The organism is Halalkalicoccus sp. CGA53 (genome assembly GCF_036429475.1).
GTDB classification, from domain to species: Archaea; Halobacteriota; Halobacteria; order Halobacteriales; family Halalkalicoccaceae; genus Natronorarus; species Natronorarus salvus.
Genome location: NZ_CP144125.1, coordinates 852,905 through 877,871, shown reverse-complemented (window position 1 = coordinate 877,871; position 24,967 = coordinate 852,905). Strand labels below are relative to the sequence as shown.

26 protein-coding genes are annotated in these 24,967 nt (G+C 65.2%); 8 read left to right on the top strand and 18 right to left on the bottom strand.

What is annotated here, in order from left to right; all coding sequences use genetic code 11:
* Positions 1 to 24: 24 nt before the first annotated feature.
* The 3 genes from V2L32_RS05775 to V2L32_RS05765 form a co-directional block, all read right to left on the bottom strand.
* Entirely contained in the window at positions 25 to 585 is a 561-nt protein-coding gene (locus tag V2L32_RS05775; protein WP_331235524.1) for a hypothetical protein, read from the bottom strand.
* The gene (locus tag V2L32_RS05770) at positions 578 to 2,242 is read right to left on the bottom strand and encodes a sodium:solute symporter family protein (protein WP_331235523.1); all 1,665 of its coding nucleotides are present in this window, start codon (positions 2,240 to 2,242) and stop codon (positions 578 to 580) included. Before V2L32_RS05770 ends, V2L32_RS05775 begins: the two co-directional genes overlap by 8 nt.
* Before the next feature lie 246 nt (positions 2,243 to 2,488).
* Entirely contained in the window at positions 2,489 to 3,547 is a 1,059-nt protein-coding gene (locus V2L32_RS05765) for a phosphotransferase family protein (RefSeq protein ID WP_331235522.1), read from the bottom strand.
* Between the two features lie 142 nt (positions 3,548 to 3,689).
* Between V2L32_RS05765 and V2L32_RS05760 the strand changes: the two genes are divergently transcribed.
* Positions 3,690 to 4,913, top strand: coding sequence for an acyl-CoA dehydrogenase family protein (locus V2L32_RS05760; protein WP_331235521.1), 1,224 nt, complete (start codon positions 3,690 to 3,692; stop codon positions 4,911 to 4,913).
* 33 nt (positions 4,914 to 4,946) lie between these two features.
* Here V2L32_RS05760 and V2L32_RS05755 read toward each other — a convergent pair whose 3' ends face one another.
* The 8 genes from V2L32_RS05755 to htpX all read right to left on the bottom strand — a co-directional run bounded on the left by V2L32_RS05755 (position 4,947) and on the right by htpX (position 11,100).
* Positions 4,947 to 5,474, bottom strand: coding sequence for a winged helix-turn-helix domain-containing protein (locus V2L32_RS05755; RefSeq protein ID WP_331235520.1), 528 nt, complete (start codon positions 5,472 to 5,474; stop codon positions 4,947 to 4,949).
* 153 nt (positions 5,475 to 5,627) lie between these two features.
* Positions 5,628 to 6,485, bottom strand: coding sequence for a serine/threonine-protein kinase Rio1 (gene rio1, locus V2L32_RS05750; RefSeq protein ID WP_331235519.1), 858 nt, complete (start codon positions 6,483 to 6,485; stop codon positions 5,628 to 5,630).
* 10 nt (positions 6,486 to 6,495) lie between these two features.
* Entirely contained in the window at positions 6,496 to 6,780 is a 285-nt protein-coding gene (gene eif1A / locus V2L32_RS05745) for a translation initiation factor eIF-1A (protein WP_331235518.1), read from the bottom strand.
* 25 nt (positions 6,781 to 6,805) lie between these two features.
* Complete coding sequence (locus V2L32_RS05740; protein ID WP_331235517.1) at positions 6,806 to 7,657, bottom strand: DUF502 domain-containing protein; 852 nt, start codon at positions 7,655 to 7,657, stop codon at positions 6,806 to 6,808.
* A gap of 278 nt (positions 7,658 to 7,935) precedes the next feature.
* Entirely contained in the window at positions 7,936 to 8,970 is a 1,035-nt protein-coding gene (gene radA, locus V2L32_RS05735) for a DNA repair and recombination protein RadA (RefSeq protein ID WP_331235516.1), read from the bottom strand.
* A 138-nt stretch (positions 8,971 to 9,108) separates the two neighbouring features.
* A complete protein-coding gene (gene pspAB, locus V2L32_RS05730) occupies positions 9,109 to 9,714 on the bottom strand; it encodes a PspA-associated protein PspAB (RefSeq protein ID WP_331235515.1) in 606 nt (201 codons plus the stop codon).
* 39 nt (positions 9,715 to 9,753) lie between these two features.
* Entirely contained in the window at positions 9,754 to 10,179 is a 426-nt protein-coding gene (locus tag V2L32_RS05725) for an SHOCT domain-containing protein (protein ID WP_331235514.1), read from the bottom strand.
* 48 nt (positions 10,180 to 10,227) lie between these two features.
* Positions 10,228 to 11,100 carry a zinc metalloprotease HtpX gene (htpX, locus tag V2L32_RS05720; RefSeq protein ID WP_331235513.1) on the bottom strand — a complete coding sequence of 291 codons (873 nt, stop codon included), beginning with the start codon at positions 11,098 to 11,100 and terminating at the stop codon, positions 10,228 to 10,230.
* A gap of 123 nt (positions 11,101 to 11,223) precedes the next feature.
* Here htpX and V2L32_RS05715 point away from each other — a divergent pair, with 123 nt between their 5' ends.
* Together V2L32_RS05715 and V2L32_RS05710 are read left to right on the top strand one after the other, a co-directional pair.
* Positions 11,224 to 12,333 carry a 60S ribosomal export protein NMD3 gene (locus V2L32_RS05715; RefSeq protein ID WP_331235512.1) on the top strand — a complete coding sequence of 370 codons (1,110 nt, stop codon included), beginning with the start codon at positions 11,224 to 11,226 and terminating at the stop codon, positions 12,331 to 12,333.
* The gene (locus V2L32_RS05710) at positions 12,330 to 13,355 is read left to right on the top strand and encodes a class I SAM-dependent methyltransferase (RefSeq protein ID WP_331235511.1); all 1,026 of its coding nucleotides are present in this window, start codon (positions 12,330 to 12,332) and stop codon (positions 13,353 to 13,355) included. The genes V2L32_RS05715 and V2L32_RS05710 overlap by 4 nt, the downstream gene beginning before the upstream one ends.
* A gap of 197 nt (positions 13,356 to 13,552) precedes the next feature.
* On the opposite strand, the gene V2L32_RS05705 is transcribed toward V2L32_RS05710, so the two are convergent.
* Both V2L32_RS05705 and V2L32_RS05700 read right to left on the bottom strand, forming a co-directional pair.
* Positions 13,553 to 15,409, bottom strand: a complete 1,857-nt coding sequence (locus V2L32_RS05705; protein WP_331235510.1) for an ATP-dependent DNA helicase — start codon at positions 15,407 to 15,409, stop codon at positions 13,553 to 13,555.
* 22 nt (positions 15,410 to 15,431) lie between these two features.
* Positions 15,432 to 15,644 (bottom strand): DUF7561 family protein, encoded by a 213-nt coding sequence (locus tag V2L32_RS05700; protein WP_331235509.1) that lies wholly within the window; start codon positions 15,642 to 15,644, stop codon positions 15,432 to 15,434.
* A 108-nt stretch (positions 15,645 to 15,752) separates the two neighbouring features.
* On the opposite strand from V2L32_RS05700, the gene V2L32_RS05695 reads away from it, so the two are divergent.
* From V2L32_RS05695 to V2L32_RS05685, 3 genes are all read left to right on the top strand, one after another.
* On the top strand, positions 15,753 to 16,640 hold the full coding sequence (locus V2L32_RS05695; protein ID WP_331235508.1) for a YkgJ family cysteine cluster protein: 888 nt from the start codon (positions 15,753 to 15,755) through the stop codon (positions 16,638 to 16,640).
* A 345-nt stretch (positions 16,641 to 16,985) separates the two neighbouring features.
* Complete coding sequence (locus V2L32_RS05690) at positions 16,986 to 17,873, top strand: NAD(P)H-binding protein (RefSeq protein WP_331235507.1); 888 nt, start codon at positions 16,986 to 16,988, stop codon at positions 17,871 to 17,873.
* Entirely contained in the window at positions 17,873 to 18,598 is a 726-nt protein-coding gene (locus V2L32_RS05685; protein ID WP_331235506.1) for a DUF7530 family protein, read from the top strand. The genes V2L32_RS05690 and V2L32_RS05685 overlap by 1 nt, the downstream gene beginning before the upstream one ends.
* On the opposite strand, the gene V2L32_RS05680 is transcribed toward V2L32_RS05685, so the two are convergent.
* The gene (locus V2L32_RS05680) at positions 18,571 to 18,744 is read right to left on the bottom strand and encodes a DUF5786 family protein (RefSeq protein WP_331235505.1); all 174 of its coding nucleotides are present in this window, start codon (positions 18,742 to 18,744) and stop codon (positions 18,571 to 18,573) included. The two genes, V2L32_RS05685 and V2L32_RS05680, sit on opposite strands and share 28 nt — an antisense overlap.
* A 104-nt stretch (positions 18,745 to 18,848) precedes the next feature.
* Between V2L32_RS05680 and V2L32_RS05675 the strand changes: the two genes are divergently transcribed.
* Positions 18,849 to 19,859: a DUF5784 family protein gene (locus V2L32_RS05675; protein ID WP_331235504.1), complete on the top strand. Its 1,011-nt coding sequence runs from the start codon at positions 18,849 to 18,851 to the stop codon at positions 19,857 to 19,859.
* A gap of 530 nt (positions 19,860 to 20,389) precedes the next feature.
* Here the strand turns inward: V2L32_RS05675 and V2L32_RS05670 are convergent.
* Entirely contained in the window at positions 20,390 to 20,680 is a 291-nt protein-coding gene (locus V2L32_RS05670; protein WP_331235503.1) for an SHOCT domain-containing protein, read from the bottom strand.
* Positions 20,681 to 20,746: 66 nt separating this feature from the next.
* Entirely contained in the window at positions 20,747 to 21,631 is an 885-nt protein-coding gene (locus V2L32_RS05665; RefSeq protein WP_331234826.1) for an IS1595 family transposase, read from the bottom strand.
* 823 nt (positions 21,632 to 22,454) lie between these two features.
* Between V2L32_RS05665 and V2L32_RS05660 the strand changes: the two genes are divergently transcribed.
* On the top strand, positions 22,455 to 23,375 hold the full coding sequence (locus tag V2L32_RS05660; RefSeq protein WP_331235502.1) for a cation diffusion facilitator family transporter: 921 nt from the start codon (positions 22,455 to 22,457) through the stop codon (positions 23,373 to 23,375).
* 237 nt (positions 23,376 to 23,612) lie between these two features.
* Here the strand turns inward: V2L32_RS05660 and V2L32_RS05655 are convergent, their stop codons facing one another.
* Positions 23,613 to 24,587: an ROK family protein gene (locus V2L32_RS05655; protein WP_331235501.1), complete on the bottom strand. Its 975-nt coding sequence runs from the start codon at positions 24,585 to 24,587 to the stop codon at positions 23,613 to 23,615.
* An 80-nt stretch (positions 24,588 to 24,667) separates the two neighbouring features.
* Positions 24,668 to 24,949, bottom strand: a complete 282-nt coding sequence (locus V2L32_RS05650; protein ID WP_331235500.1) for a DUF5789 family protein — start codon at positions 24,947 to 24,949, stop codon at positions 24,668 to 24,670.
* Between the last annotated feature and the right edge of the window lie 18 nt (positions 24,950 to 24,967).

Below are 24,967 nucleotides of genomic sequence, written 5' to 3'. Positions count from 1 at the left end.
CGGGGTCGAAGGGATCGGCCGTCCTCACTCGACGAGGATCTCCTGATCGAGTGTCTCGACCAGGGTCCTCCCTTCGCTCGTGGTCTCGACGTACCGTCGCCACAGGCCCGAGCTCTCGCAGTAACCTTCCCGTACCAGATGGTTCAGAACCGGAATCAATTTGATCGGAGCGAGATCGGTCGAGAGCTCCTCGAGAACGGGTTGGATCGTGCACGGGCCGACGTGAGTGACGACTTTCAACACCTCGTAGTCCAGTTCCGTCAAGTTGTGCTCGGCTAGCGTTGCACCGGTCTCGGAGATCTCCGGGAGCTTCTCCCCACCCTGATCGGTGATCCATATCGTGTAGAGCTTCTTGCCGGTGTAGCCCTCCCGGGTCACGTCGCCGGTCTTCTCCGCTTCCCGGATCAGGTACTCGGTCTCCACACCGCTCAGCCCGAGACCGTCGGCTAACTCGTCCATCTGGTTGCGACCGCTCTGGACGAACGTGAGTAGCTCTTCGTACTTCTCTTCGAGCGTCTCACCCTCTTCGAGTTCGAACCTGTCGCTGATTCCGTCGAGGTCCGGTGTGATGGACGGTTCACTCATCGCGCTCACCCCTCGAAGCGGCCCGGGAGTCGTAGCGAAGCAGTGTCGGAAGGAGACCCCCCTCGCTCCCACGGTCCACGACGAACCGGTTCCAGCGAGCACTCGGCGTCCACGGTTTCGAAAGCTCGAGCGCGAGTTCCTGCAGGTCGGGCTGTGGTTGTTCGTCACGTGGCGTTCGCGTGTCCGCCGTCGCTCTCTCCTGCCAGTCAGCTGTGCCGTAGTACGGTGGCTCGGTGACCAGAGACACCACGAGGGCGACGATCGCGGGGACGAATATCCCGATCCACGTCTCGTGCGCGTACGCACCGAGTCCCCACGGTCCGTACTGCCAGAGCAGGACGGCGACGATTCCGGTAGAGATCCCGTAGAAGGCCCCAGAAGCGGTCAGTCGTGGCCATGCGAGGCCGATCAGGACGACCGACACCAGCGGAGCGATGAAGGACCAGCCGAGTGCGAGCATGAGTGCCGCCGTCTCCTGCCACGTGATCGCCCAGACCCACGCGGCGACACCGATCAGCACCGTAAAGAGACGCGTCGGACCCATGAGTTCGTCCGAGGTCGTCGCCCGACCGACCAGTGGCTCCCACACGTCACGAATGAGAATCGAAACGATGCCGATGATCGCAGTCGAGGCCGTGCTCATCAGGGCCGAAATGAGCGCTACGAGGACGAAGGCGTCCATCAGCGGTGGCATTTCGAGCAACATCACTCCGAACACGCCTCCGGAGTGGTAGCCGGCGTCCGCCGGAGCACCGTACGCTGCGACCGCGTACGCCCCTGGGAGTGCGAGGAGTAACGAGAAGAAGATCGCCGTCAGGACTCCACCGAGCATCGTTCCCTTCTTCGCGGCCTCCTCGCTGCGGGCGCTCACCAGCCGAATCCAGTAGTACTGGTTGCCGATGATCAACGCGCCCCATCCGATGAACCAGGTCACCGGGCTATTGAACGTCAGGGCAACGGGCTCCATCGCCCCGGTTCCGGAGAGACTGGCCATCTCGGGAGCGTTCTGGGCGAGCCAGGTCGGTGAGCCGAAATAGACGAACAGCCAGGTCGCGATGACGATCATCGCGACGCTCCCGATGACGATCTGGATGACGTCGTTGACCGTCACCGCCCAGAGCCCGCCGAGATACATGTAGACGAGCGTGATCACGAGAATTCCGAACGACGCGTATAAGTACGAGAAATCGGTCAGTTCGGCCACTACGAGACCGAGGCCAACGAACTGCGCCGCGACGACACCGATGATGCCGAGCGCGCTCCCGATTGCTGCCACGATCCGCGTCCGCCGATCGAATCGTTGTTCCATCCACTCCGAGGTGGTATAGACCCCGCTTCTCCTGATGTACGGTGCGATCTTCCACCCGAAAATCACCAGAAAAACACACCACGTGAGCATGTAGAGCGAGGCTGGAAGGAGCCCGAGAGTGATGGCGAACTCCGGCAACGAGGAGACCTGCGATCCAGCCAACCCGATCGCCGCGAAACCCGCTCCGATCACCAGGTAGTTGATCTCCCTACCGGAGACGATGAAATCCGATGTAGAGTCAATCCATTTCTCGGTCCGGTAGCCGACGTACAGCATGAGCGCGAAGAAGAGGACGACTCCGGTCAGTAGCGATACGACCTTCGCGGTATCCAACGTGCCCTCGACCATGCGGGTGATCCTCAGACGGGGACGTATTAATCATTGGGGGAGTCTTTTTACCAGATGGTAATCTAGTTCGATAGTACGTTGCAGAATTGACCTTCTATCATACTAATATTTCGCAATCAACGACCGCTCAACCTCGTAGACGAGCCACGGGCTCGGCGACCCTCGCTCGAACAGGGTGTTCAGTGGAACCGATCTCGAAGAGCGCGGAGAGACGACGTCGAAGCGGGAGCCGCGGTCGAGCCGCGCTCAGTCCTCGCCCTCGATGATCTCGATCGCGCGTCCGGCGAGTTTCGGGACCTGCGTCTCCATCCCCGGGTAGAGCGGGTCGTCGCTGTCCCCGTTCAGGTACCTGGCGAAGAACATCTCGCCGAGGCCGGCCATCTTGTAGACCGCGAGCGACCGGTAGAACCGGTCGTGGTCGAACGAGTAGCCCGTGGCCGCCTCGTACCGCTCGACGAGGTCGTCCCTCGTCGGGTAGCCCTCCCGGGTCATGAACGTCGGGTAGAGCTCCGGGATCGCCGGCGGCGGGTCCGCCGGATCGTGCCAGAACGAGAGCGTCCAGCCGAGGTCGGTAAAGGGGTCGCCGAGCGCCGAGAGCTCCCAGTCCATCACGCCCGCGATCTCCGGCGGCGTTCCGGGACCGAAGAGCACGTTGTCGAGCTTGTAGTCGCCGTGGACGAGCGTGTGCGGATACTCCCCGGGGACGTTCGCCTCGAGCCACTCGCCGACCCGGTCGAGTTCCGGGACCTCGCGCTCCTCGGCCGTCGTTCCCGCGGCCCAGTCGATCTGTTTCCCCCAGCGTTCGACCTGGCGCTCGGTGAACCCCTCCGGACGGCCGAACTCGGCCAGGCCGACTGCCTCTACGTCGACGGAGTGAATCGCCGCGAGCGTCTCGACGAGTTCCGTACCGATCCGGTCGCGGTGGGCGGGAACGGCGAACCGCTCGGGCTCCTCGCCGCGGATCACGTCGCCTGCGAGTCGCTCCATCAGGTAGAAGTCGCCGCCGATCACGGACTCGTCCTCGCAGGCGAGGACCGTCCCGGGGAGCGGGACGTCGGTGTCCTGGAGCGCGTCCATCACGCGGTACTCCCGGAGGACGTCGTGGGCGGTGTCGGCGGTCTCGCCCGGCGGTGGTCGTCTGAGCACGAGCTCTCGCTCACCCCAGGTGAGAAAGAGCGTCTCGTTCGAGTGGCCCTCGGGGTGGCGCTCGAACGCGAACCGTTCGACACCTCCGAGTTCGGACTCCAGATACGACCGAAGCGCCTCCCCGTCGACCAGCCGGTCGAGGTACGACCGGTCGCTCACGGGGCGGTCACCCTTCGATCCGCCGGGTAGATCCCTAACATTGTTAAGCACATCGGAGTGCGGGTACGAAAGCGTACGGGTTCGGTGCCCGCTGAACGGGAATCGGGGATACGCTTTTACCATCGTTGTCGGTGGGTAGCACATGGAGTACCACGATTCCGAGCGGGCGGGCGAGCTCGCGGCGGAGATCCGGACGTTCGTCGACGAGGTCGTCCTCCCGGTCGAGCGCGAGTGGCTCGGGAACGGGCCGGTCGAGGAGAGCGTGATCGCCGACCTCAGGGAGGAGGCACGCGAGCGTGGGATCTACGGGCCACAGCTCCCCGAGGAGTACGGTGGGCTCGGCTTCGGGTTTCGCGATCTGTTGCCGACGTTCGAACAGGCGGGCCGGAGTCTCCTCGCACAGGCCGCCCTCCGGGTCGACGCTCCCGACGAGGGGAACATGCACCTCCTCGAACTCGTCGGAACCGAGGAGCAGAGAGAGCGGTGGCTCCGTCCGCTCGCGAAGGCCGAGATCAGGTCGGCGTTCTCGATGACCGAACCGATGCAAGGCGGCGGGTCCGACCCGAAGATGTTGCGGACCGAGGCCAGAGTGGAGGGCGACGAGTGGGTCATCGACGGCCACAAGTGGTGGACGACGCAGGGCAGCGAGGCCGACGTGCTGATCGTCTTCGCGCGAACGGACCACGAGGCCCACCCCTACGAGGGCTGCTCGACGTTCCTCGTCCCGGCAGACGCCGACGGGGTGGAGATCGTTCGCGACATCCCCCACGTCGGGGAGACGCTACTCGGGACGAGTCACGCAGAGATACAGTACAGTGAGGTGAGGGTGCCCGAGGAGAACGTTCTGGGCGAGCTCCACGACGGCTTCGGGCAGGTCCAGCGCAGACTCGGGCCCGCTCGGCTCACCCACTGCATGCGCTACTCGGGGATGGCCGAACGCGCCCTCGAGGTGGCGAAGGCGTATGCGAGCGAGCGCGAGGCGTTCGGCGAGCCGCTCTCGGAGAAGCAGTCCGCGCGGTTCGCGGTCGCCGAGGCCGAGACACGATTGCACGCGGTCCGGACGATGGTGCGCCACGCCGCCCGAGAGATAGAGGACGGGAGCGAGGCACGGATCGAGGTGGCGATGTGCAAGTCCTACGCGGCCGAGGCCGTACAGGATGCGATCGACACCGCCGTCCAGCTCTGTGGCGGTGCGGGGATCTCGCGGGATCTACCGCTGGGAGACTTCTACGAGTCGGTCAGGCAGTTCCGGATCATCGACGGTGCCGACGAGGTCCACAAGCGCTCGATCGCCCGCGAGGCGTTCTCCGAGGTGGAGACGAGCGAGCTCGACGGACTCGTTCGGTACGGCGAGCCGAGTCGGTGAATCGGTTGCGACGGCGAGCCGAGTCGGCGAGGATCACCGATCTCGAACGAGGTTGAGGCTGTCGAACAGTTCCGGGTCGGTGCCGAACTTGAGCACGTTCGTGACGACGGAGTTCCGGAGGTTGTTCACGAGCCGGCCGTGTTCCTTGTAGAACTCGTGAATCCACCGCGACTCCTGCTCTCGGTTCTCGAACATCATGATCGTCTTCCACTGGTACTCGCCGTCCGAGAGGAAGTACATGAACGTGTGTTCGTCCGCCCGGATCTCCTCCATCGCGACACGCCAGGACTCGGCGAAGTGTTCGGGGTCGAACTGGAACTCGAACAGCGAGAAGAGCAGGTACTCCTCGTTCGGGATGATCGCCTCGCGGAAGACGCCGTCACGGCGCATCTTTCGTATCGACTCGCTGATCGTGACGTGTGAGACCTCGATCCCGTGTTCCTCGGCGAGTATCTCCCGGAGGTCGCGCGAGGAGAGCTGTGGATCTCTGGTCAGCTCTTTCAAGATGATCACGTCACGCTCTTTGAACTCCCAGTCGGGAATCGGCTTGCTCTCGGTCATCTAGGGGAATCGAGAATCACCGACGACAAGTAACCACCGGGCGATCAGTCGAGAGCGATCGTTCAGATTTCAGGAACGGATACGGCTCGAAGACGTTCGATCGAGGACGAGCAGGGATTCGGTGAGAGGACGGACGAGAGGCGGACCGAGATGCTACGTCTCGCTCTCCTCGCGGACGAACGCCTCGAGCTCCTCGCCGGTCACCTCGACGCCCTGACGGGCGAAGAAGGCGGCGACGTTCTCGCAGTCCCGCGCGAGGAACTCGTCGGATCGGGGGTGGTGGACCGTCACCGCCTGGCCCATGTCGAGGACGACCAGCTGACCCTCGTGGACGACGACGTTGTACTCCGAGAGGTCGCCGTGGACGATGCCGGCGCCGTGGAGCCGGCGCATGTACTCGCGAAGCACCTCGTAGGCGACTTCGGGGTTCTCGACGTGGACCTCGTTCAGCCGTTTCGCACGCCCGCCCTCGGCCCCGATGTACTCCATCACGAGCACGTTCCGCTCGACGGCGATCGGCTCCGGCACCCGGACGCCGGCCCGTTGCGCTCGTTCCAGGTTCGCGAACTCCTTTTTCGTCCACGCGAGGACGATCGACTTCTTGTTCGACTGTTTCAGGTTCCTGAACCGCGGGTCGCCCTGGAGGTACTCGCTCATATCTCGAAAGTCGCTCGCGGAGATGCGGTAGATCTTCACCGCGACCTCGCCGTCGGCGCTGAGGGCGGTGAAGACGTTCGCCTCCTTGCCCGTCGAGATCGGACCGCCGAACGCCTCGATGTGGCCGTGCTGGACGAGCCGGTAGATCGCCCCGTAGGTCGCGTCATCGAAGACCGACGCCTCGACCTTGAACTGGTCGGCGTCTTTGATCCGTTTCCTGAACTCGTCGAACTCCCGGTCGCGTCTCCGGGCGATCCGGTCGGCCTCGGTGTCCGAGACGTCGATCTCCTCCCACTCGTCGCCGACACCGGAGACCGCGTCGGGTTCGAGCAGCCCGTACTCCTCGTCGGTCATCGGGGACTGCTCACTGGATGTGGCCCTCGCGGCGGAGCTGGTCGGCGTCGGCCTTCTCGTAGCGCCAGGTGACGTCGGCCTTCTCGTCCTGCCAGTCCCACGGCTCGACGAGCACGACGTCGCCCTCCCTGATCCAGACGCGTTTTCGCATCCGACCCGGAATGCGCGCTGTCCGCTCGGTGCCGTCGGCACACCGCACCGCCACCCGGTTCGCCCCGAGCATGTCCGTCACCTCCGCGAACACCTCGCCCTCCTCGGGCATGCGAAGGGACCGACGCCCCTCGTTCTCGCTCATACACGAGGGTTCGTCCGGCGTCGGTTTAAATCCGCCGCCGGTTCGCCTCCGATCCCGACTCGCCGGAGGCGACGAACGGCTGGCCCCCGAGCGGGCCGAACGGGCCGGGCGCGTGAGCGCCCGAGGAGGGCGAGCCGTGGACGGCCGACGACGCCGGCCCGACCCCGAGCGACTTCTCCGAGGCCTCCTCGCCCGCGATCCCGCTCGTGATCACGTTCCTGACCGCGTCCTCGACGGTCATGTCGAGATCGGTGACTCGATCGCGGGGCATGTACGTGAGAAAGCCACCGGTGACCGGGTTCGGCGCGAACGGGATGAAGATCGCGATCACGTCGTCGGTCGCCATCGCATCGGTGACCGCCGGCGGGGCAGCGTTCGTCTCGAAGCCGAGGACGTGGACCGTCGGGGAGAACTCGACGAGTTTCACTCCCTCGAACTCCTCGATCGTATCACTCGCCATCATGTCGCCGACGCGGCGAAAGCTCGTGTAGAGCGTCCCGACGCCGGGGATACGGGCGATGGCGTAGTCGAAGACCTGGATCGCTCGCTCGCCGGCTCTGTGTTTCGCCATCGACCCGACCAGCAGGATCACCCCGATCAGCACGACGAACGCGACGAACTCGGTGATCGCCGCGATCGCTGATCCGTAGATCCCCAGTTCGACGAGCAGGCCGACGATCGGGAGACTGTCGATCAGCCCCTCGAAGCCCGCCCAGACGAGCAGGCTGGCGAGAGGCGTCAGCGCCCGGCCGAGGAACTGGAGGCCGATCCAGAGGATGTACAGCGTGACGATCAGCGGGACGATCACGGCGACGCCGGCGAGAAACGCGTCGGCGCTGAGCCGCGAGATCGGTCCCGAGGAGGTCGAACGTGCCATTGCTCGAATCAGGTCGTGTGAGGGTCAAAGCCGTTGCGCCGTTCGACGCCCGCGATCGGCGCCCCTCTCGATTCGAGGGGACTAACCCGATCATCGCAGGATCGACGCCGACACGGTCGCCGCGCTCGCCAATCACCCCCCTAGCAATCAGACTGCTGTACCTGTGTACCGTGCGGACCGAACGGCGGGTACCGGTCTTGACCGGTGTGGACGTACAGCAGTCCGTATCAGGCCTCGCGATCGGCTTACTCGACTGTCTACCGTGAGAGAACGACGGCTTACTCCGGCTTCAGCCCGCCGCCCTCGACCCGCATGACCGCCTCGCCGTCGGGGAGGTTCGGCGCGTCGACCAGCCGGACGATCCGCTTGTCGCCCTTCGACTTCCGCAGGTACATCCTGAACGTCGAGGTGTGCCCGAGGATGTTCCCCCCGATCGGCTGGGTCGGGTCGCCGAAGAAGGAGTCGGGGTTTGACGAGACCTGGTTGGTGACGACGATGGCGGTGTTGAACAGGTCGCCGATCCGCATCAGGTCGTGGAGGTGCTTGTTCAATTTTTGCTGGCGCGGGGCGAGCTGACCACGACCGACGTACTCCGCGCGGAAGTGGGCGGTGAGCGAGTCGACGCTGACCAGCCGAACGGGCCACTCGCTCTCCTCGTGCTCGCCGGCGAGCTCCTTCGCCTTCTCCGCTAAGAGCATCTGGTGGTTCGAGTTGAACGCCTTCGCGACGTGGATCTTGTCGAGGACGTCGGCGACGAGCGCCTCGACCGCCTCCTCGTCGTCCGCGGTACCCTCAATCTCGCGGTGGGCCATCGCGGCTTCGATGATCTCGTCGTCGAGCCCGCGGACCATGTCGTCGATCCGTTCCGGACGGAAGGTGTCCTCCGTGTCGATGAAGATCGCGGAGCCCTCGAGACCGCCGTGTTCGCGCGGGAGCTGGACGTTCACCGAGAGCTGGTGGGTGACCTGGGACTTGCCTGCGCCGAACTCGCCGTAGACCTCGGTGATCGACTGGGTCTCGACGCCGCCGCCGAGGAGGTCGTCGACGGCGTCGACCTGCCAGCTGAGCTTGCCGATCTGCTCTCTGCGCTCGAGCACGCTCGTCCCGGTCTCGAACCCGCCGATGTCGGCGGCGTCCCGCGCGGCGTTGATGATGTCCGCGGCGGTGGACTCGCCGACGTCGGCCGTGTTCGAGAGCTCGCCCGGGCTCGCGACGGCGAGGCTCTGATACGTGTCGAAGCCGTTGTCCTTCAGCTTGTCGGCGGTCGCCGGGCCGACGCCCGGAAGCTCCTCTAAGTCTTCGGTCGCTGCCATACCTCCGCTTGTGCCCGATCGGTTATAAACCCACGTTAACAGCGAAGTGTAAGTGAAGGCAGAGAGGTACAGATTCCGATACGATGCGTGGTAACACGGATGCTGCAGTCCGGAGCTCGATTCCGATTCTCCGTCAGGTCAGTCCCACGGATGGGTCTTTCCACGATCCGGCCAGAGGGGATACCAGTACTCCGTGTCGCTCTCTACATCTAGCTCACCGTCGAGCACGCTCTGGAGTTTGAACTCGACCTGGCTGTTGCGCTCGCGTCCCGACTGCGGTGCGAACGGGTAGTACGAGCCCCGCCGAAACGAGTAGATCCAGTACGCGCGCTGGCCGTCCTTCCGGAACGCGAATACCGCCGCGAGCAGGCGCGATCCGAACCCCTCCTCGATGAACGTGTCCGCGGCGAAGTGGATGCTCGTGACGAGGTCCTCGGGGTGGCTGTCCTCGAGGACGACCCACCGGTAGCCCTGCGAGTCCGTCGTGAAGCGCGCGCTGGTCCCGGTCTCGACCTCGCCTGCCTCGAGGATCGCCTCGACTTCAGTTACTGTCTCTTCGAAACTCCGGCTGTCGACGTTCGAGAAACAGAGCGCGGCGGCGTCCCCGTTCTCGAAGCCGAGATCGGCCTCCATCGTCATGTACGCCGTCGACATCCCGAAGAGGTCCTCCGGGTCGGCGTCGCGCGTCGCGTCGTACTCGGCGCTCGTGCCCAGCAACGAGCGGATCGTATCGAGGATACCCATAGTTCGGGGGTAGGTATCGAAATACAAAATCCCGCCGACCTACCGCTCGAACTCGAGTTCGCGCTCCCCGCTCCGCTCCCGATCCCAGTCGCGCTCGCGACCCGCGCGGTCGTCGGCGTCCAGCAGCACCGAGAGGCGGTGTTCGAACTCCTCCTCGCCGATCTCGCCCCTGACGTACCGGCGTTCGAGCTCATCGACCGGGTCGAGTGCCTCCTCGGATTCCTCGGCGTCGCTCGCGTCGCTCCCGATCGAGAGGTAGCCCCGCCTGGCCGCGTAGATCGCGAGCAGCGATACGACGAGCAAGAGCCCCGCGAGGATCGGGATCAGAAACGGTGCCTCGCCGACGAGGACGACCAGCAACACGAAGCCGAAAACGATCCCGGTGATTGCGATGCCGGAGCCGAGAACGAGCGCTACGAGCGAAAACAGCGGGTTCTCCGAGACCCAGTTTCTCACGCCGCTCATGGGGGAAGAATCTGTCGACGTGCTATAAAATCGTTGCCATTCGCCGTCTCAGACGGCCATCTCGCGCTCTAGCTGCTGGAGCGCCTCGATGCGTTTTTCGGTCGGCGGGTGGGTGCTCGCGATCTTCCCGATGAAGCCCGAGCGGATGGGGATGATGAAGAAGGCGTTCATCTCCGCCTGCTCGCGCATGTCCTCCTTCGGTACCTTGTCCATCCGCCCCGATATCTTCATGAGCGCGGAGGCCAGGGCCGCTGGATTGCCGGTGATCGCCGCCGCGCCGCGGTCGGCGACGTACTCTCTGTACCGGCTGAGCGCCCTGATCAGGAAGAAGGAGACGATCCAGACGGCGATCGACGCGAGGATCGCGACCCAGATCGGCGCGGCGTTTCGGTCGTTACCGGCGAAGAGCCAGCCCCAGCGCACGACCATGAACGCGAGCGTGCCGAGGAACGAGGCGATGGTCATCACCATCACGTCCCGGTTCTTGATGTGCGCGAGTTCGTGGGCCATCACGCCCTCCAGTTCCTCCTCGTTCAGCGTCCCCATGATGCCCGTGGTGACACAGACCGCCGCGTTGCGCTGGTTTCGACCGGTCGCGAACGCGTTGGGCACCCGCGAGTCCGCGACGGCCACCCTCGGCTTCGGGAGGTCGGCCTGTCGGGAGAGACGGGTCACCATGTCGTGGAGTTCGGGGTACTCCTCCTCGGAGACCTCCTTCGCGCCCATCCCCCACAGCGCCATCTTGTCGCTGAAGAAGTACTGGACGAACATGAACCCGGCAATGAACGGGAGGGCGGCGATCATGTTGCCCATGTAGGCCGTGAGGATCCCGAGGAAGACGATGTAGAGGACGAACAGCAAGAACCCCGTGAAGATCATCCGCCCACGGAGCCCCCAGTCCGTCTGCCACTGCGTGCTCATGCCCGGTGCTAGGCGCCCGACCGATTAAAAGTATCCGCCTCCGAATCGCGCGACGTGGTGTCGGTACACACGGATCCCGCCCCGATCCACGCGCTTAATCGCCTCGGTCCCCTCCTGCCCACCATGACCGAGTCACGCCAGCTCTGTCCTCGCTGCGGCGGGACGCTCTCGCCCGCCGAACGCGAGCGAGCGAGCTCTCGGGAGCGGCCGGGGATCTGTGATGTGTGTTATCTGAACGAGTTCGACCTGGTCTCGGCCCCCGAGAAGATCCGCGTTCGGACCTGTGCGACCTGCGGGGCCGTGTATCGAGGAAACCGGTGGATCGACGTCGGCGCGCGCGACTACACCGACGTCGCGATCGACGAGGTGACGAACGCGCTCTCGGTGCACGTCGACGCCGAGGACGTCGCCTGGGGCGTCGATCCCGAACAGATCGACGTGAACACGATCCGGATGCACTGTACGTTCACCGGCACGGTTCGGGGAACGCCGGTCGAAGAGCACGTCACCGTCCCGGTCTCGATCGCTCGCGAGACCTGCACGCAGTGTGGGCGCAAGGCGGGCGGCTACTGGGCGAGTCTGATCCAGGTCAGAGCCACCGAGCGAACGCCCGACGCCGACGAGATCGCCACCGCGCGCGAGATCGCCGAGACGTACATCCGAGAGCGCGAGGACGCGGGTGACCGGAACGCGTTCATCACTGAGACCGACGAGACCGACGACGGCCTCGACGTGAAGATCTCGACGACGCAGATGGGTCGGGCGATCTCGGATCGGATCACCCGGCGGCTCGGGGGGACGATCGAGGACCACGCGACGCTCGTCACCGAGGACTCCGACGGGAACGAGGTCTACCGCGTCACCTACTCGGTTCGCCTGCCGAGGTTCCGCCAGGGCGACGTGATCGACCCCGACGACGGGAAGGGACCGGTGCTCGTACGGAGCGTTCGCGGAGCGGTAAAGGGACAGCGGCTCACGACCGGCGATCGGTACGAGTCGGCGTACGAGGAGGGCGAGACGCCCGACGCGAGGAAGCTCGGCTCGGTCGACGACGCCGAGGAGACGACGCTCGTCACCGTCGAGGACGAGAACGCGGTCCAGGTGCTCGACCCGGAGACCTACGCCTCGACGACGATCCCCCGGCCGAGCTATCTCGATACGGGGAGCGAGACCGTCTTCGTGCTCAAGAGCCGTGTCGGCCTCCACGCGCTCCCGCGCGAGTCGGTCGAATGAACGTGGACGGGCGGGAGAACGAGGAGAGATCGCTCGCGGTAGTCGTCGCGAAGCCCCGCGCGGAACGAGCGATCGAGGCCCTGACACGGGAGGGGGTCTACGACGACAGCCGAAAGATCCGCGGCCACGACGACGAGCGGGTCGAACTCCCCGTCGTCGCTAAGCCGACTGAGACGCAGGTAGAGAGGGTGATCCGACAGCCCGACCCCGAGCCACGCTCGCGCACGCTCGAGACGCTGCTCCGCGATCGGGGCTGGACCGAGGAGGAGGTCGACTCCGCGCCCGGCTCGTGGGCGGTGATCGGATCGGTCGTCCTCGTCACGCTTGGAGACTGTCCCCGGGAGGAGGAGGTCGGCGAGGCACTGCTCGCGCTCCACGGGAACGCCGACACGGTGCTCGCGAACGAGGGGGTCTCGGGAGAGCACAGGGAGCCGTCGGTGCGGGTGGTCGCGGGCGCTGGGGACACGGAGACGGTCCACACCGAACACGGCACCCGGTACGCGCTCGATCTCTCCCGAGTAATGTTCTCGCCGGGAAACCAGGCCGAGCGCGCGCGGATGGGCTGTGTCGTCGAGGAGGGCGAGGCGGTCTTCGACATGTTCGCCGGCATCGGCTACTTCACGCTCCCGATGGCGCGAACGGGCGCACGAGTGACGGCAGTCGAGCGCAACCCCGTCGCCTTCCGGTACCTGCTCGAAAACGCGATGCTCAACGAGGTCTCGGACCGGATCGACGCCTACCGGGCGGACTGCCGGGCGGTCGAGGCGGACGCCGACCGCGTCGTGATGGGCTACTACGACGCCCACGAGTACCTCGACAGCGCGCTCACGGCGATCAGATCGGGTGGAGTGCTTCACCTCCACGAGGCGACGCCGAACGGGTTGCTCTGGGACCGCCCGTTTGAGCGGCTCCAAGAGGCCACGGAGCGCAACGGGAGGGAGGTCTCCGTCCTCGACAGACGGGTCGTGAAGGGCCACAGCGAGGGCGTCTCACACGTCGTCGTCGACGCTCGCGTCGAGTGAAGGGGGCTGGCGCTCTCACGAGAGGGGCAATAGAGTCCGTACGAGTGGCCTGCCGATCCGAACACGAGAAGCGGGGAGCCGTCAGGGATTAATACGGTCCGTGCCCGATGGATCGATATGGACCGACAGCAGATCATCGCGGTCTTCCTCGTGGCGCTGATGGTCGTCTCGATGGCGGGCTACGGCCTCGCGTTGCTCTAACCGTCGTCCCAGACGTCCGCGAGCGGGTGCCGTCGCTCCCGCGAGCCTCCGGACCCCCCGGTCGATCGCTCCGTCCCCGACTCGTTTCTCTCGAACCCCGATCGACCGGTCTGCGATCCCCGAGTACTCGATCCACCGTCACTACCCTCCGAGTGGGGGGTGAATCGGCCCGGCGCACAACCCGCCGCCTCCTCGAACGGCGGCAGGTCGGGACGCTCCATCCGGTCGACCTGCTCGCGGAACCACGGGGGCATATCGGTACGAGTACGGTCGAACAGCCCGAGGAGGCTCGAGTCCGCGAGGTAGGTCGCCCCGTAATCGTCGGGACCGCGGACGACACGTCCACAGGCCTGGATCACGGTCCTGAGCGCTGCCCGGCGGTACCACGCCCACTGTCCCCGCTCGAGACGGTGGGCCACTCGCGAGTCGCTCGTGCTGAGATACGGACACTTACAGAGCACCTGCCACCGGGCGAGTTCCCCCTCCAGGTCGAGCGCCTCCTCCATCTTCACCGAGAGGAAGACGTCCGGTCGGGAACTCGCCTTCCAGGCTTCGAGCGCCCGGTCCCGGTCCGCACGGCCGTGTCGTCGGACCCGATCGCCGACGCCGAAGTCGTCGAGGCTGTCGGCGATCCGGTCCGCGATCGCGTACGAGTGACAGTGGACGATCCCCTTTTCCTCACCGTGGGCGGCCATCACCCGGACCAGCGTCCGCGCGAGTTTCGGGATCGTTTTCTCGCGCTCGTCGTAGGTCATCTTCCCGCAGGTCACGTCGTAGAGCGGGCGGTTCTCGACCGGGAACGTGTGCGGGACGTCCACCAGCGCGACCCGCGAGGGATCGAGGCCGACCCCGCGACAGAACGCCTCCTTGCTCAGAATCGTCGCCGAGAGCAGCGCGAACGTCTCTCCTCTGTCCCAGACGGTGTGTGTGAGGTAGCGCTCCGGGTTCATCGGCTTGATCGCGAGCGACCGGTCCGGACGCTGATCCGCGACCCACGTCGTCGGGCTCTCCGGGTTCCGGTAGTCGGAGACGAACCAGTCGAGTTCCGAGACGAGTTCGGCGAGTCGGTCGCGTTCTGCGGCCTCCTCCGCGGTCAGTTCGGGCTTCTCCAGGAGCTCCTCCTTCCGGTCCGAGCACAGAGTCGAGAGCTGCTCGCAGAACCGGACGAGGCGGTCGAGACGGGTTTCGGATCCGTCGTTCGCTCCCGCCGCCCCCTCGCCGTCCCCGCCGTCAACCGGCGGTACCCGAAGCTCCTCCCAGATCGGGACCGTCTCGGGACCGAGGTCGATCGTCGCGTACATCTCCGCCCACTCGGCCAGGCCATGGGCCTCGTCGATCACGACCACGTCGCGCTTGCGAAAGACGTCCGAGCCCGCGGTCTGCATGAAGTACGCGAGCGTCATCGCGGCGATAGAGCGGTTGCTCGCGATCGCCCTGTCCGAGAAGTACGGACAGCGGTGTTTGACCGAGCAGTCGAACCCGCGCTCTCTCGTACACGGCGCGCGGTTCACCGGGGTGTCCTCCTCGCCCCGGAGGATACAGCGGTAGTTCGACTTCCCGCGGATGACCTTGAAATCCGAGAGCAGCGGGTCCTCCGCGACGTCGTCGAGCTGCGAGACCTGCGGGGTGGTGTAGTAGGCGTCGGTCGGCTGCTTCGGAGAACTCTCCTCGACCGTCCGGGCACAGCCACAGATCGCACGCGCGAGCAGCGACTTCCCGCTCCCGGTCGGCGCGCGGACGAGGGCGACGTCGTTTCCGGCCTCGAACGCCGCTCTGATGTCCGAGAGCGCCCGCTCCTGGGCGCCGCGGAAGGAGGGCGCGGGGAAGGCCGACTCGATTCGGGCGGGCTCCACGTCCACCCCTCAGCCGGACGGGCTAAATCTCCTCTGGATCGAGCCTTCGTACGTCGGCCGCCGTCGGGTCTTCTGGGAGCGCCTCGATACACGCGAAACAGAGGAAGTGTTCGGTGTCGTCGGGAAACTCGAGCGTCATCCCCCCTGCTGCACCCTCGTCGTGGACCCAGAGGTTCTCCATCCCGCCGGCGATTCTCACGGGCTGGCCACAGCCGTCACAGGGGTCGGTGCTCATGCCGGGGAGACGGGCGCGAACGGGAAGTGCTATTCCCCTCACCGAGCGGCGTCGAATCGAATGACCGACGGGGCGACAGTATTTGTCGTTCGATCACCAGGAAGGGGTATGGAGGTGAACTGCGTGGGGTGTGCCGGCTGCTGTATCGACTGGCGCTCGCTCTCGTCACATCCCTCCGATCACGAACGTCGCGGGCCGAGAGAACCCCTCGACGGGGCGTACAACCTCGTCCCGCTCACCCGCGAGGACGCTCGGACGCTCGTGGATGCAGGACTCGCCGACGCGATGACCCCACGGCTCTGGCGAGCCGAACCGGACGACCCGGCGGTCGAGGTAGACGGCACCCGCCTCGCCGCCATCGACGGCAAACCCGCGTTCTTCCTCGGACTCAGGAAACCCCCGAAACCGGTGTCGCCGTTCGGGACCGACCCGCACTGGCTTCCCACGTGTACCTTCCTCGATCCGGCGACGCTCCAGTGTCGGATCCACGGGACCGAGACCTACCCGGAGGAGTGCGCTGAGTACCCCGGACACAACCTGGCCCTCGAGGTACAGACCGAGTGCGAACGGGTTGAGCGGGCGTTCGGCGGGAGGCGCCTGCTCGACCGGTCGGTTCCCGAGGGCCTCTCCGGACTGCTCCTCGGCCCGGGTGCGGTCGGATCGAAGGTGTTCGTCCACCCGCACCCCGACGAACTCGGCGGGGTCGTCGCCCGGAGTCGGGAGGGAACGCTCACCGGCGAGGACAGGGCCTCGTTCGTCGCGGCCGCCCTCGCCTCGGCGCCCGGAACGACCGAGCACAACGAGACCGTCTACGAGTCGGCGTACGAGCGGGCCGTCGCGTGTCGGTCGTGGGTGAGTGAGGCGGCGGCGGAGTGGGAAGCGCGCTCGGAGGACGTGGGTTCACCCGCGACCGGATCGTACGCTGCACTCGCCGAACGGGTCGAGGAGGAGCGAGGCGCACCGTCTACCCCCGGGTGGCATGCGGTCGACGACTGATCGGGCCGATCGCACGCAGAACCCGCTCGGGGGGTCGGAGTAGCCACACGATCGTGGTCGAAACGAAGTACCGGAGACGGGAGCCAGAGGCGACGCCCCCGTTCCGGACGGTGCTCATCCACACCGTACCCCCGTATCGTCGTGCTCGGATCAAAAGCGTTGTGGTCTATAATTATATATGCCACTCGGTAACTCTCCACCCGTTCAGAACCGGTCGCTGCACCGCACGGGAACTCCGCGTTCTCGAGGCGAACGCGGCGAGCGCCCGTGAGGCGTCGTCCGTAGCGAACGCGTCCGGCCGAGGCACGGCCAACGACTAAGCACGCGCCGTCCCTTAGTGCTGCCATGCGCGTGCTGGTCACGGGAGCGACGGGGTTCGTCGGGAGTCGGCTGGTCGAGGCGCTGCTCGATGCGGGCCACGGCGTCCGGGCGCTGACACGAAGCCCCGACGACTACGACGGCCCCGACGCGGTCGAGGTGGTCGGGGGCGACGTCCTCGACCGGGAGTCGCTCGGGCCGGCGCTCTCCGGGGTGGACGCGGCGTACTACCTCGTTCACTCGATGCAGTCGGGCGAGGACTTCCGCGAGGAGGACCGGAGCGCGGCCCGGAACTTCCGGGCGGCGGCGAGCGAAGAGGGCGTAGAACGGGTGATCTACCTCGGCGGCCTCGGCGACGAGGACGACGACCTCTCCGGTCACCTCCGCTCGCGCCGCGAGGTCGAGTACATCCTCGCGGAGGGGAGATACGACCTCACGACGCTCCGGGCGGCGGTCATCATCGGCGCGGGCGGGGCGAGCTTCGAGATCATCCGACAGCTCGCGGTCAGGCTGCCGGTGATGATCACTCCGAAGTGGGTCCGCACCGACTGCCAGCCGATCGCCCTCGACGACGTGGTCGCCTATCTCGTCGGCGTACTGGAGGTACCCGAAACCGCGGGCGAGACCTACGACATCGGCGGGCCCGACGTGCTCACCTACCAGGCGATCATGCAGCGAACCGGGGAGATACTCGGCCACGAGGCGTTCATCGTTCCGGTACCGGTGCTCTCGCCGAAGCTTTCGGCGTACTGGCTCGACCTCGTCACCGACGTCGACCGCGACGTCGCTCACCCGCTCGTGCTCGGGATGAAGAACCCGGTCGTCGTGACCGAGAGTCGGATCAGGGACCTGGTACGGATCGATCCGACGCCATACGAGGTCGCGGTCGAGCGGGCGGTCTCGGAGTCGGCCTGATGCGGCCGGAGTACGGCGAGACCTGGGTGTACGAGAGCATCGTCGGCGCGCTTCCTGGCATCGACCTCTCGGATCGGGCGGCGGTGGCGCTGCAGTTTTCCCTCTTTCAGGTCGGTCTCCTCGTCCTCGCCGCGGTCTACGACCTCTGGACGGCGGTGCTCGCGGGCACCGCCGCGGTGGTCGTCGCCGCCGCAGGCAGCGTCGTGATGCTGCGGATGGGTGCGGCGATCAGGTCGACGAGCGCTCCCGAGCCGTACCGTCGGCTGATCTTCGGCTCGAGCGTCGAGGTCGTCCTCGGCGTACTTGCGTTCATCGCGCTCGTGACCCACCTGTTCGTCTTCGACCCGGGGACGAGCGAGGAGCCGCTGATCGAGGCGTTCTTCGGCCCGGAGCCGTCGATGGTCGCGGTCTACCTGATGCTGCTCGTGCTCTGGGACCTCTGTTACCGGATCGGGGCGAGCTGGTGGACCGCGGTGATCAGCCTCTGGCGATCGTACGCCTACCCGACGACTCCGGAGGCCGCCGTGGCCTTTCGCCGGGTCGACCGGCTCAACATCGGCTTCGGGCTCATCCAGCTCCTGCTCGTGCCGTTCGTGCTCGACCGTCCGGTGTTGCTCGTCGCGATCACCGGTCACGTCGTCGCGGTGACGGTCGTCTGCTCGCTCTCTATCGTGTTCGCGAAACGAAACCGATCCGATCAGGAGGACTTCATCCGTCGGAACTGATCGAGAAGCGCCTCGGCCGACTCGCCCGAGTCGAACTCGAGTTTGCCCTGGTACACCCGACGGTCGTCGTCGAAGTCGGTGTCGACGGTCGCGTTCTTCCGCTCTCGACGCTCGTGTTCCTCATCGTCGTAGGCGCCCATTGACATTGCGAATCACACACACCCTTTGTAACCTCCGATAATCAACCTAACGGTCGTTCACGTCGGGCGGAGGCGGAAGGTTCAATCCCCCGGACCAGTTCTCTCCGTCCGTGGCGAGCCCCCTTCGCTTCCGTCGATCACACGAGCGCTGGTCCGACCGGCGCGTCGAGCGCGAGCTCCTGCGGTCGCTCGACTCGGCGATCGGCGCACGTTGGTCGCCCACCTGGCATCGCCCACCCTCGGGATACGAGGCGGTGCGCTTCGACATGGACAACGGCGACACCGCCCTGTTCGCCTGGAAACCGGACGAGGAGGGCGCGTTCTGGCTGGGCAACACCGAGACGCCGAGCACGCTCTGGCGCACCGAGAAGTACACCTTCGACGAGGTGCCGTACTCCGTCGCGCGGTGGGCCCAGCGCGAACTGCTCGCCGAACTGCTCGAGGACGAGCCGATGTTCGCGGAGTACCCCTATCTCGCCTGGTTCTTCCTCCCGGTGCTCTGTTCGAAAGACGGCAGACACACCGCCCGAGCGTTCCTGACCGAGCGCGCCGCCGGCTTCCCAGACGCCACCCCGGAGGAAGGGCTCGCGTTCTACGAGCGGGTACTGAAGACGGGCGCACTCGACGAGTACCGCTACGAGATGGCGTCGAAGCTCGGGACGAGCGAACGGCTCGACCCGGTGCGGATGGCCGCCGCGATGAGCGAGTTCACCGTCGCGTGGATCCTCACCGAGGCGGGCTACGCCGTCACCCCCGAGATCGAGGTGGCGACCGGCCACTCGCTCGACTTCCGCGCGGGCGACGGCCCCGGCGCGGTGCTCGTCGAGGTGACCCGACCCGAACCGCCCTCTCGCCGGGCCGCCTCGACGCCGATCGCCGCGGTGCGCGACACCGCCGAGACGAAGACGAGCGGTCAGCTCTCGGCACACGGCGGCGGCGCGGTGCTCTTCGTCGACTGCTCGTCGTTTCCCGACGACGGCTGGGCACAGCTCGCGGGCGAACAGCCCGAGGTGAGACACCGCCCCGCGGTCGTCTTCCGGGCGCGTCCCTCCGGCCGGGTCGAAGCGTACAGGAAGGGCTCGGTCCCGCTCGATCTGGACACCGTGATCGAGTGGGTGTAGGAATCGAGAAGGGGAGTGTTGAAGGGTTCACGTGACCGTTCTGTGGATAGTCGAGGGGCGATCAGACAGTGAGTATCGACAGCAATTTCTTCGTGACCTATACAGGAGTCGATAGATGCAGCGTGCCGTGTACAGGGGACGCACACCCCACCCCCAGACGTCGCTTAGGAAGGGATGTTGATCGTTCGAACCATGAGAACGCCTCGATGGTAGACCACGACGCTTTCAATTTTTGTCACGAGTGTAGTACCGAAGGCATAGAGGCTGTGCCAAAACCAACGTTTTTCTTCCAAGTAAGACGGGCTGAATCAGCCAGTCGGTCGAACGAGTAGACGCTAGCCTGAACCTCCGGTCAGCGTATGGCTTGAGGTTTGATTTCTGGCAACACAGCACATCGATCGAAGGGACATACAGCTGGAATTGCATTTATGAGATATCGATTCAAACACTAAATGGCAGACAGATGTTAACAGGATTGCGAACATAGCCCACTGGGAAAACAGCATCGGGTATAGCGCAAAATTTCTCGTCTAGCGTTCGCGGTTTCGGAGGAACGACTCTCGACGTTCAAACTCCTCTTCGTCGATCTCGCCACGAGCATACCGTTCTCGGAGAGTTTGGATCGCGTCTTGCCCATCGTCAGACTCCATCCAGCCCGCCCGTTCGAGGATTGGGATGAAGAAGACGATCACGAACGCGGCTATGACCAACGCAAAGAAGAGTGCACCGAGAACCGATCCTATGAGAGGGATCCACTCCAGCCACCAATCGCTGTCGAGTTGTAACGCTACACCTTGTAGCGCAACTGTAAATTGTTCCATACTGCTATCATGTGATCGGACGTGATAATAAATGGGAACGCTCATGGGAAGCACGTTGTTGGTGAATCAGAGTACAGTTCGAACGACCTCTTCGAGAGCTTCTTGACCGGGTTTTCGTAAGATTCTTCGGCGAAGCTGGAACGCTCTGAGATACGGTGTGAGCTTGTCTTTTGAGACGCCCCGATGGGGCGAGAGCCACCGTCGCAGAAGCGACGCGTGGCTCTCGCAGGTGTTCACGTGTGCGTCTCCATCGACATATTCGCCCTCGCTATGAATCACGGCTTCTCGCTGGTAGTTCTCGTCCTCTTCGAGTGGATCGTATGCTCGAAATCCGTCAGTGTAGACAGTGAGCGACTCCTCCTCGCAGTCGCCGAGGAGGAGTCGAACGGTCGATTCATCAGCGGATTTCGCTGGGACGACGTATCGCTGGTCGCTACCACGATCAACGAGTGTGAACACTGGTGGCTTGTCCTGAGCATAGCTTCCGCGACCACGTTTCGAGAGCCCACGCGAGCGCGACCGGGAGTCGCGCTCGCGGCCTTTCAACCCCGCAGTCACGTAGACTTCGTCGATTTCGACGGGCCCCACGAGATCGATGGCTGGCGCGTCGAGCGTTCTGGCGAACTGCTCGACGCGCCGCCGAAGCGACCGATACGACACGTCAAGTTCAGCGTCAAGTTGGCGGATACTCGTGTTGAACCGGAGCAACAAGTAGAACGCGAACAAGAGCTTATCGAGGCCGATCTTCGCGTGCGCGAAGATCGTGCCGGTCTTTGGGTTGAACGTGCGGTCGCAATCCTTACAGAGATACCGCTGATACTCTCGAAAGCTGCCGTGTTTGATCACCGACTCAGACTGGCAGCGCGGGCAGTAGAGGCCGTCACGCCAGCGAACCTGCTGTAGCAGGTTCGCGGCGCTCGCCTCTGAGCTAAGCAATTCAAATGGGAACATTGCATTCGGGTGACGCGGCAGCGTCACCCTTGCCCGCTACGCTTCTCCAGCGCCAGCTCTACTCGACCAACAACCTGCTTCCGAAGAGCGAATGGGAAAGCCTGATTGAGAGCAGGTCGTGGACGACTGACGTTCTGTTCATCCTAGATTGACCGATCCACGCTCATCGACCTGAAGGGAATTCCGAAAGCTTGCGTACCCTGTATCTCATACTGGGCAACGAAAACCATCCATGATTGGCAGGAAGCTAGGGCAGAGTTCGTATGGCCACCGAGTCCTGTTTTCGCAGAGTGAATTGCGAAATTACCTCGAATAAATCGATGGGTGAAGGGGAAGTAGTGCCCATTCACCGAACTAGCTTGAGTTGTGGGTTTATTGTTACCCACCTCGATTCACACCTATCGATGCACGTCTTCAGATCATACACCTTCAGTTGGTTGCAAATAGGGATATTCAAATTCGCAATGATTACAATAGGCCTTGCAATCGGTGCGTACTGGCACGAATTGGTTCGAGAGTACATCAGAGCGATAGTCGTCATCGCAATAGTTACGAGCGCTTACATAGGCTACATCACCCTACAACAAGCCACGCAGAGTCACGACTCGGCAAACCCTGATAGATAAGGTCTGCACCGATCATGGTTCGTGACACATGTACGATAGCTGATGGGAATGGAGTCGCTCCCATCGCACCACTACACAGCGGCTGTCTCGTCGGAACCGGATCGAAACCGGCCCTCCACGGGAAGTCCAACGATGTCTTGCGCTGAACCCGTCACCCGACCGGAACCCCTAAGTTTCGACTGCATCTAAACCGGACGATGACGGGGCGAGACGAGCGTCGGTTCGCCAGGGCGTCGTGGGCGAACGTGCTCGGTAACGCCGCGAAGATCCTCGTCGAGGGCGCGGCGGGCCTCGCGTTCGGAAGCGTCGCGCTGCTGGCGGACGCCGCCCACTCGATCGCGGACCTGATCGCGAGCGTGGTCGTCCTCGTCTGGGGTGACACCCGGTTCAAGGACCCCGACGCGAGCCATCCTCACGGCCACAGCCGGATCGAACCGCTCACCGCGCTGTTCGTCGGCGCGGTGATCGTCCTCCTCGGACTGAACCTGCTCTACGAGTCGGCTCACGGACTCGCCTTCGGCACGGACGCGGTCTTCAGCCCGCTTCTGTTAGCTGCCCTCGCCTTCGCGATGGTCGACATGTATCTCGTCTACCGGTACACGACCTGGGTGAACGAATCGATCGGTTCGACCGCGCTCCACGCGCTCGCGACCGACTGCCTGAACGACCTCTACACCTCGATCGCCGCGGTCGTCGGCGTCGTCGGCCTCTTCTTCGGGTTCGGAGCACTCGACCCGATCGCGGGCGGCCTCGTCAGCCTGCTCGTCGTCTGGCAGGGCGTCGACATCTGCCGCGAGAACCTTCCGTACCTAGTCGGGGCCGCTCCGTCGGAGACCGAGCGCGAGACGATCAGGGAGACGCTGCTCGCTCACCCGGACGTCGAGGGTGTCCACGACCTCACCGTCTTCTACGACGGCACCGTCCTCGAGGTCGAAGCCCACGTCGAGGTCGACGGCGAACTCACCCTGCTCGCCGCGCACGGGATCGAGACCGACCTCGTGCAGGCGCTCCGGGCGATCGACGGCGTCGGCGACGCACATGTCCACCTCGATCCCTCCGGCATCGGTGAGTGGAAGGACGCCGACGACCCGACCGGGAGAGGTCCGTCGGTGCCCTGAGCCGCGTGTCGATCCATCCCTGTTCGTGTGTGACGAGAGTCGGCACTCGACGGTGTGATCGCACGAGGTATCCGGAGACGACGCGGTCGAGGAACGACCTCCGCCGATCACGTGAGGTGACGTTCGACTCGACGGTATTCGTCGGAGAACCGAGGGCACGAGGGGCACCGTGACCACGTCCCGGGCAGATCGGGTCGACTGGCGGCTCTGCACCGACGGAACCGATACGGCCCGGTCTCAGCCCCGAACGCGTTCGGTGCGGTCCGTCTCGGGAGCGCGCTCTCTGTGGAGGTAGCTCGCGAGCGCGCCGTAGAGTTCGATCTCCGCGCCGAGCGGGGTCGTCGTGATCCGCGGTCGCTCGCCGTAACAGAACTCGTCGAGGTACCGGTCGATCCCGCCGAGAACCGCCTCCGGGTTCTCGAGGGCGACGGAGCCGCCGAGCGTCACCAGTCCCGGATCATACGCGTTCGCGATCGCCCCGATCCCGGCGGCGTTGTAGCGACCGATCAGGTCGAGCGATTCGATCGCGCGCTCGTCGCCCGCGGCGGCCGCCTCGAACACCTCCCGAGCGGTCAGCGTTCCGTGGGTGGCGAGGGTCGTCTCGCTCTCGCCGCCGAGTCGCGACTCGACGAATCGGGGGATCCCCCGCCCCGAGCAGTACGCCTCCCACGCGCCGGTGACGCCACAGCTCTCTAACTCGCCATCGGCGTGGATCGGGAAGAGCCCGACCTCGGCGGCGTGTCCGTGTTCACCCCGAAGGGGGACGCCGTCGGCGACGACGCCCGCGCCGATCCCGGTGGCGAACGTGACGTGGACGAGACAGCCCTCTCGCTCCCGTGCGCCGAAGTACCACTCGCCCAGCGCGGCGGCAGTGCAGTCGTTCTCGACGGCGACCGGCACCCCGAACGCCTCCCGCAACCGATCGCCGAGTGGGATGTCCCGAAGCGTCCGTCCGTCGGCCGTGTCGAACTCCCGGATCGTCCCCGTGACGCGGTCGACGAGGCCGGTCGTGGCGACGCCGATCCCCTCCAGACCCGCCCCGTTCGTCTCGCAGAGCCGTCGCCGGACCGCGCGTACTACCTCCGATCCCAGCTCCTCCGGACGGGTCGGCTCGCGCGCGACGGACGTCGTGAACTCGCCGTCGAGCGTCGAGACGACGGTCTTCGTGTGGGTGCTACCGACGTCGACGGCGACGAATCTCGGCGGGGCCACTGGCAGAGTGTCGGAGCTATCGGGCCATTACTATGGGATCGGTAAACGGGGCCGACTCGGTGTAACGTCCACCTAACCGTTCAGAACGAGACCGGGTCGGGGCCGTCCGTCCCCGGCGGGGTCGGGTCGCGGTCGGTGTAGCCCTTCCGGCCGATCGCCCGGCTGCTCAGCCCGGCGTAGATCGCGTATCGGGCCTCCTCGGCGCTCTGGAACGTCTCGTCGGTGAGCGAGAGGATCTCGCCGATCCGCTGGGTGCCCTCCGGGAGGGTGATCTCGTCGTCGCCGTAGCGCTCGATAAGGTCGGCGGTCGTCGCGGGGTAGCGGTAATCGTCGAACAGCTCTCCCGTGTTCGTGTAGACCATACCCCATCCGGCCGCCGA

Bases quoted from the DNA above. Each gene is read 5' to 3' on its own strand.
- pspAB (WP_331235515.1), bottom strand. From the start codon at position 9,714: ATGGGTATCCTCGATACGATCCGCTCGTTGCTGGGCACGAGCGCCGAG.
- rio1 (WP_331235519.1), bottom strand. From the start codon at position 6,485: ATGACCGACGAGGAGTACGGGCTGCTCGAACCCGACGCGGTCTCCGGT.
- V2L32_RS05710 (WP_331235511.1), top strand. From the start codon at position 12,330: ATGAACGTGGACGGGCGGGAGAACGAGGAGAGATCGCTCGCGGTAGTC.
- V2L32_RS05770 (WP_331235523.1), bottom strand. From the start codon at position 2,242: ATGGTCGAGGGCACGTTGGATACCGCGAAGGTCGTATCGCTACTGACC.
- htpX (WP_331235513.1), bottom strand. From the start codon at position 11,100: ATGAGCACGCAGTGGCAGACGGACTGGGGGCTCCGTGGGCGGATGATC.
- V2L32_RS05740 (WP_331235517.1), bottom strand. From the start codon at position 7,657: ATGGCACGTTCGACCTCCTCGGGACCGATCTCGCGGCTCAGCGCCGAC.
- V2L32_RS05685 (WP_331235506.1), top strand. From the start codon at position 17,873: ATGCGGCCGGAGTACGGCGAGACCTGGGTGTACGAGAGCATCGTCGGC.
- V2L32_RS05670 (WP_331235503.1), bottom strand. From the start codon at position 20,680: ATGGAACAATTTACAGTTGCGCTACAAGGTGTAGCGTTACAACTCGAC.
- V2L32_RS05700 (WP_331235509.1), bottom strand. From the start codon at position 15,644: ATGAGCACCGACCCCTGTGACGGCTGTGGCCAGCCCGTGAGAATCGCC.
- V2L32_RS05665 (WP_331234826.1), bottom strand. From the start codon at position 21,631: ATGTTCCCATTTGAATTGCTTAGCTCAGAGGCGAGCGCCGCGAACCTG.
- V2L32_RS05690 (WP_331235507.1), top strand. From the start codon at position 16,986: ATGCGCGTGCTGGTCACGGGAGCGACGGGGTTCGTCGGGAGTCGGCTG.
- eif1A (WP_331235518.1), bottom strand. From the start codon at position 6,780: ATGAGCGAGAACGAGGGGCGTCGGTCCCTTCGCATGCCCGAGGAGGGC.
- V2L32_RS05715 (WP_331235512.1), top strand. From the start codon at position 11,224: ATGACCGAGTCACGCCAGCTCTGTCCTCGCTGCGGCGGGACGCTCTCG.
- V2L32_RS05650 (WP_331235500.1), bottom strand. From the start codon at position 24,949: ATGGTCTACACGAACACGGGAGAGCTGTTCGACGATTACCGCTACCCC.
- V2L32_RS05775 (WP_331235524.1), bottom strand. From the start codon at position 585: ATGAGTGAACCGTCCATCACACCGGACCTCGACGGAATCAGCGACAGG.
- V2L32_RS05725 (WP_331235514.1), bottom strand. From the start codon at position 10,179: ATGAGCGGCGTGAGAAACTGGGTCTCGGAGAACCCGCTGTTTTCGCTC.
- V2L32_RS05695 (WP_331235508.1), top strand. From the start codon at position 15,753: ATGGAGGTGAACTGCGTGGGGTGTGCCGGCTGCTGTATCGACTGGCGC.
- V2L32_RS05660 (WP_331235502.1), top strand. From the start codon at position 22,455: ATGACGGGGCGAGACGAGCGTCGGTTCGCCAGGGCGTCGTGGGCGAAC.
- V2L32_RS05760 (WP_331235521.1), top strand. From the start codon at position 3,690: ATGGAGTACCACGATTCCGAGCGGGCGGGCGAGCTCGCGGCGGAGATC.
- V2L32_RS05680 (WP_331235505.1), bottom strand. From the start codon at position 18,744: ATGTCAATGGGCGCCTACGACGATGAGGAACACGAGCGTCGAGAGCGG.
- radA (WP_331235516.1), bottom strand. From the start codon at position 8,970: ATGGCAGCGACCGAAGACTTAGAGGAGCTTCCGGGCGTCGGCCCGGCG.
- V2L32_RS05755 (WP_331235520.1), bottom strand. From the start codon at position 5,474: ATGACCGAGAGCAAGCCGATTCCCGACTGGGAGTTCAAAGAGCGTGAC.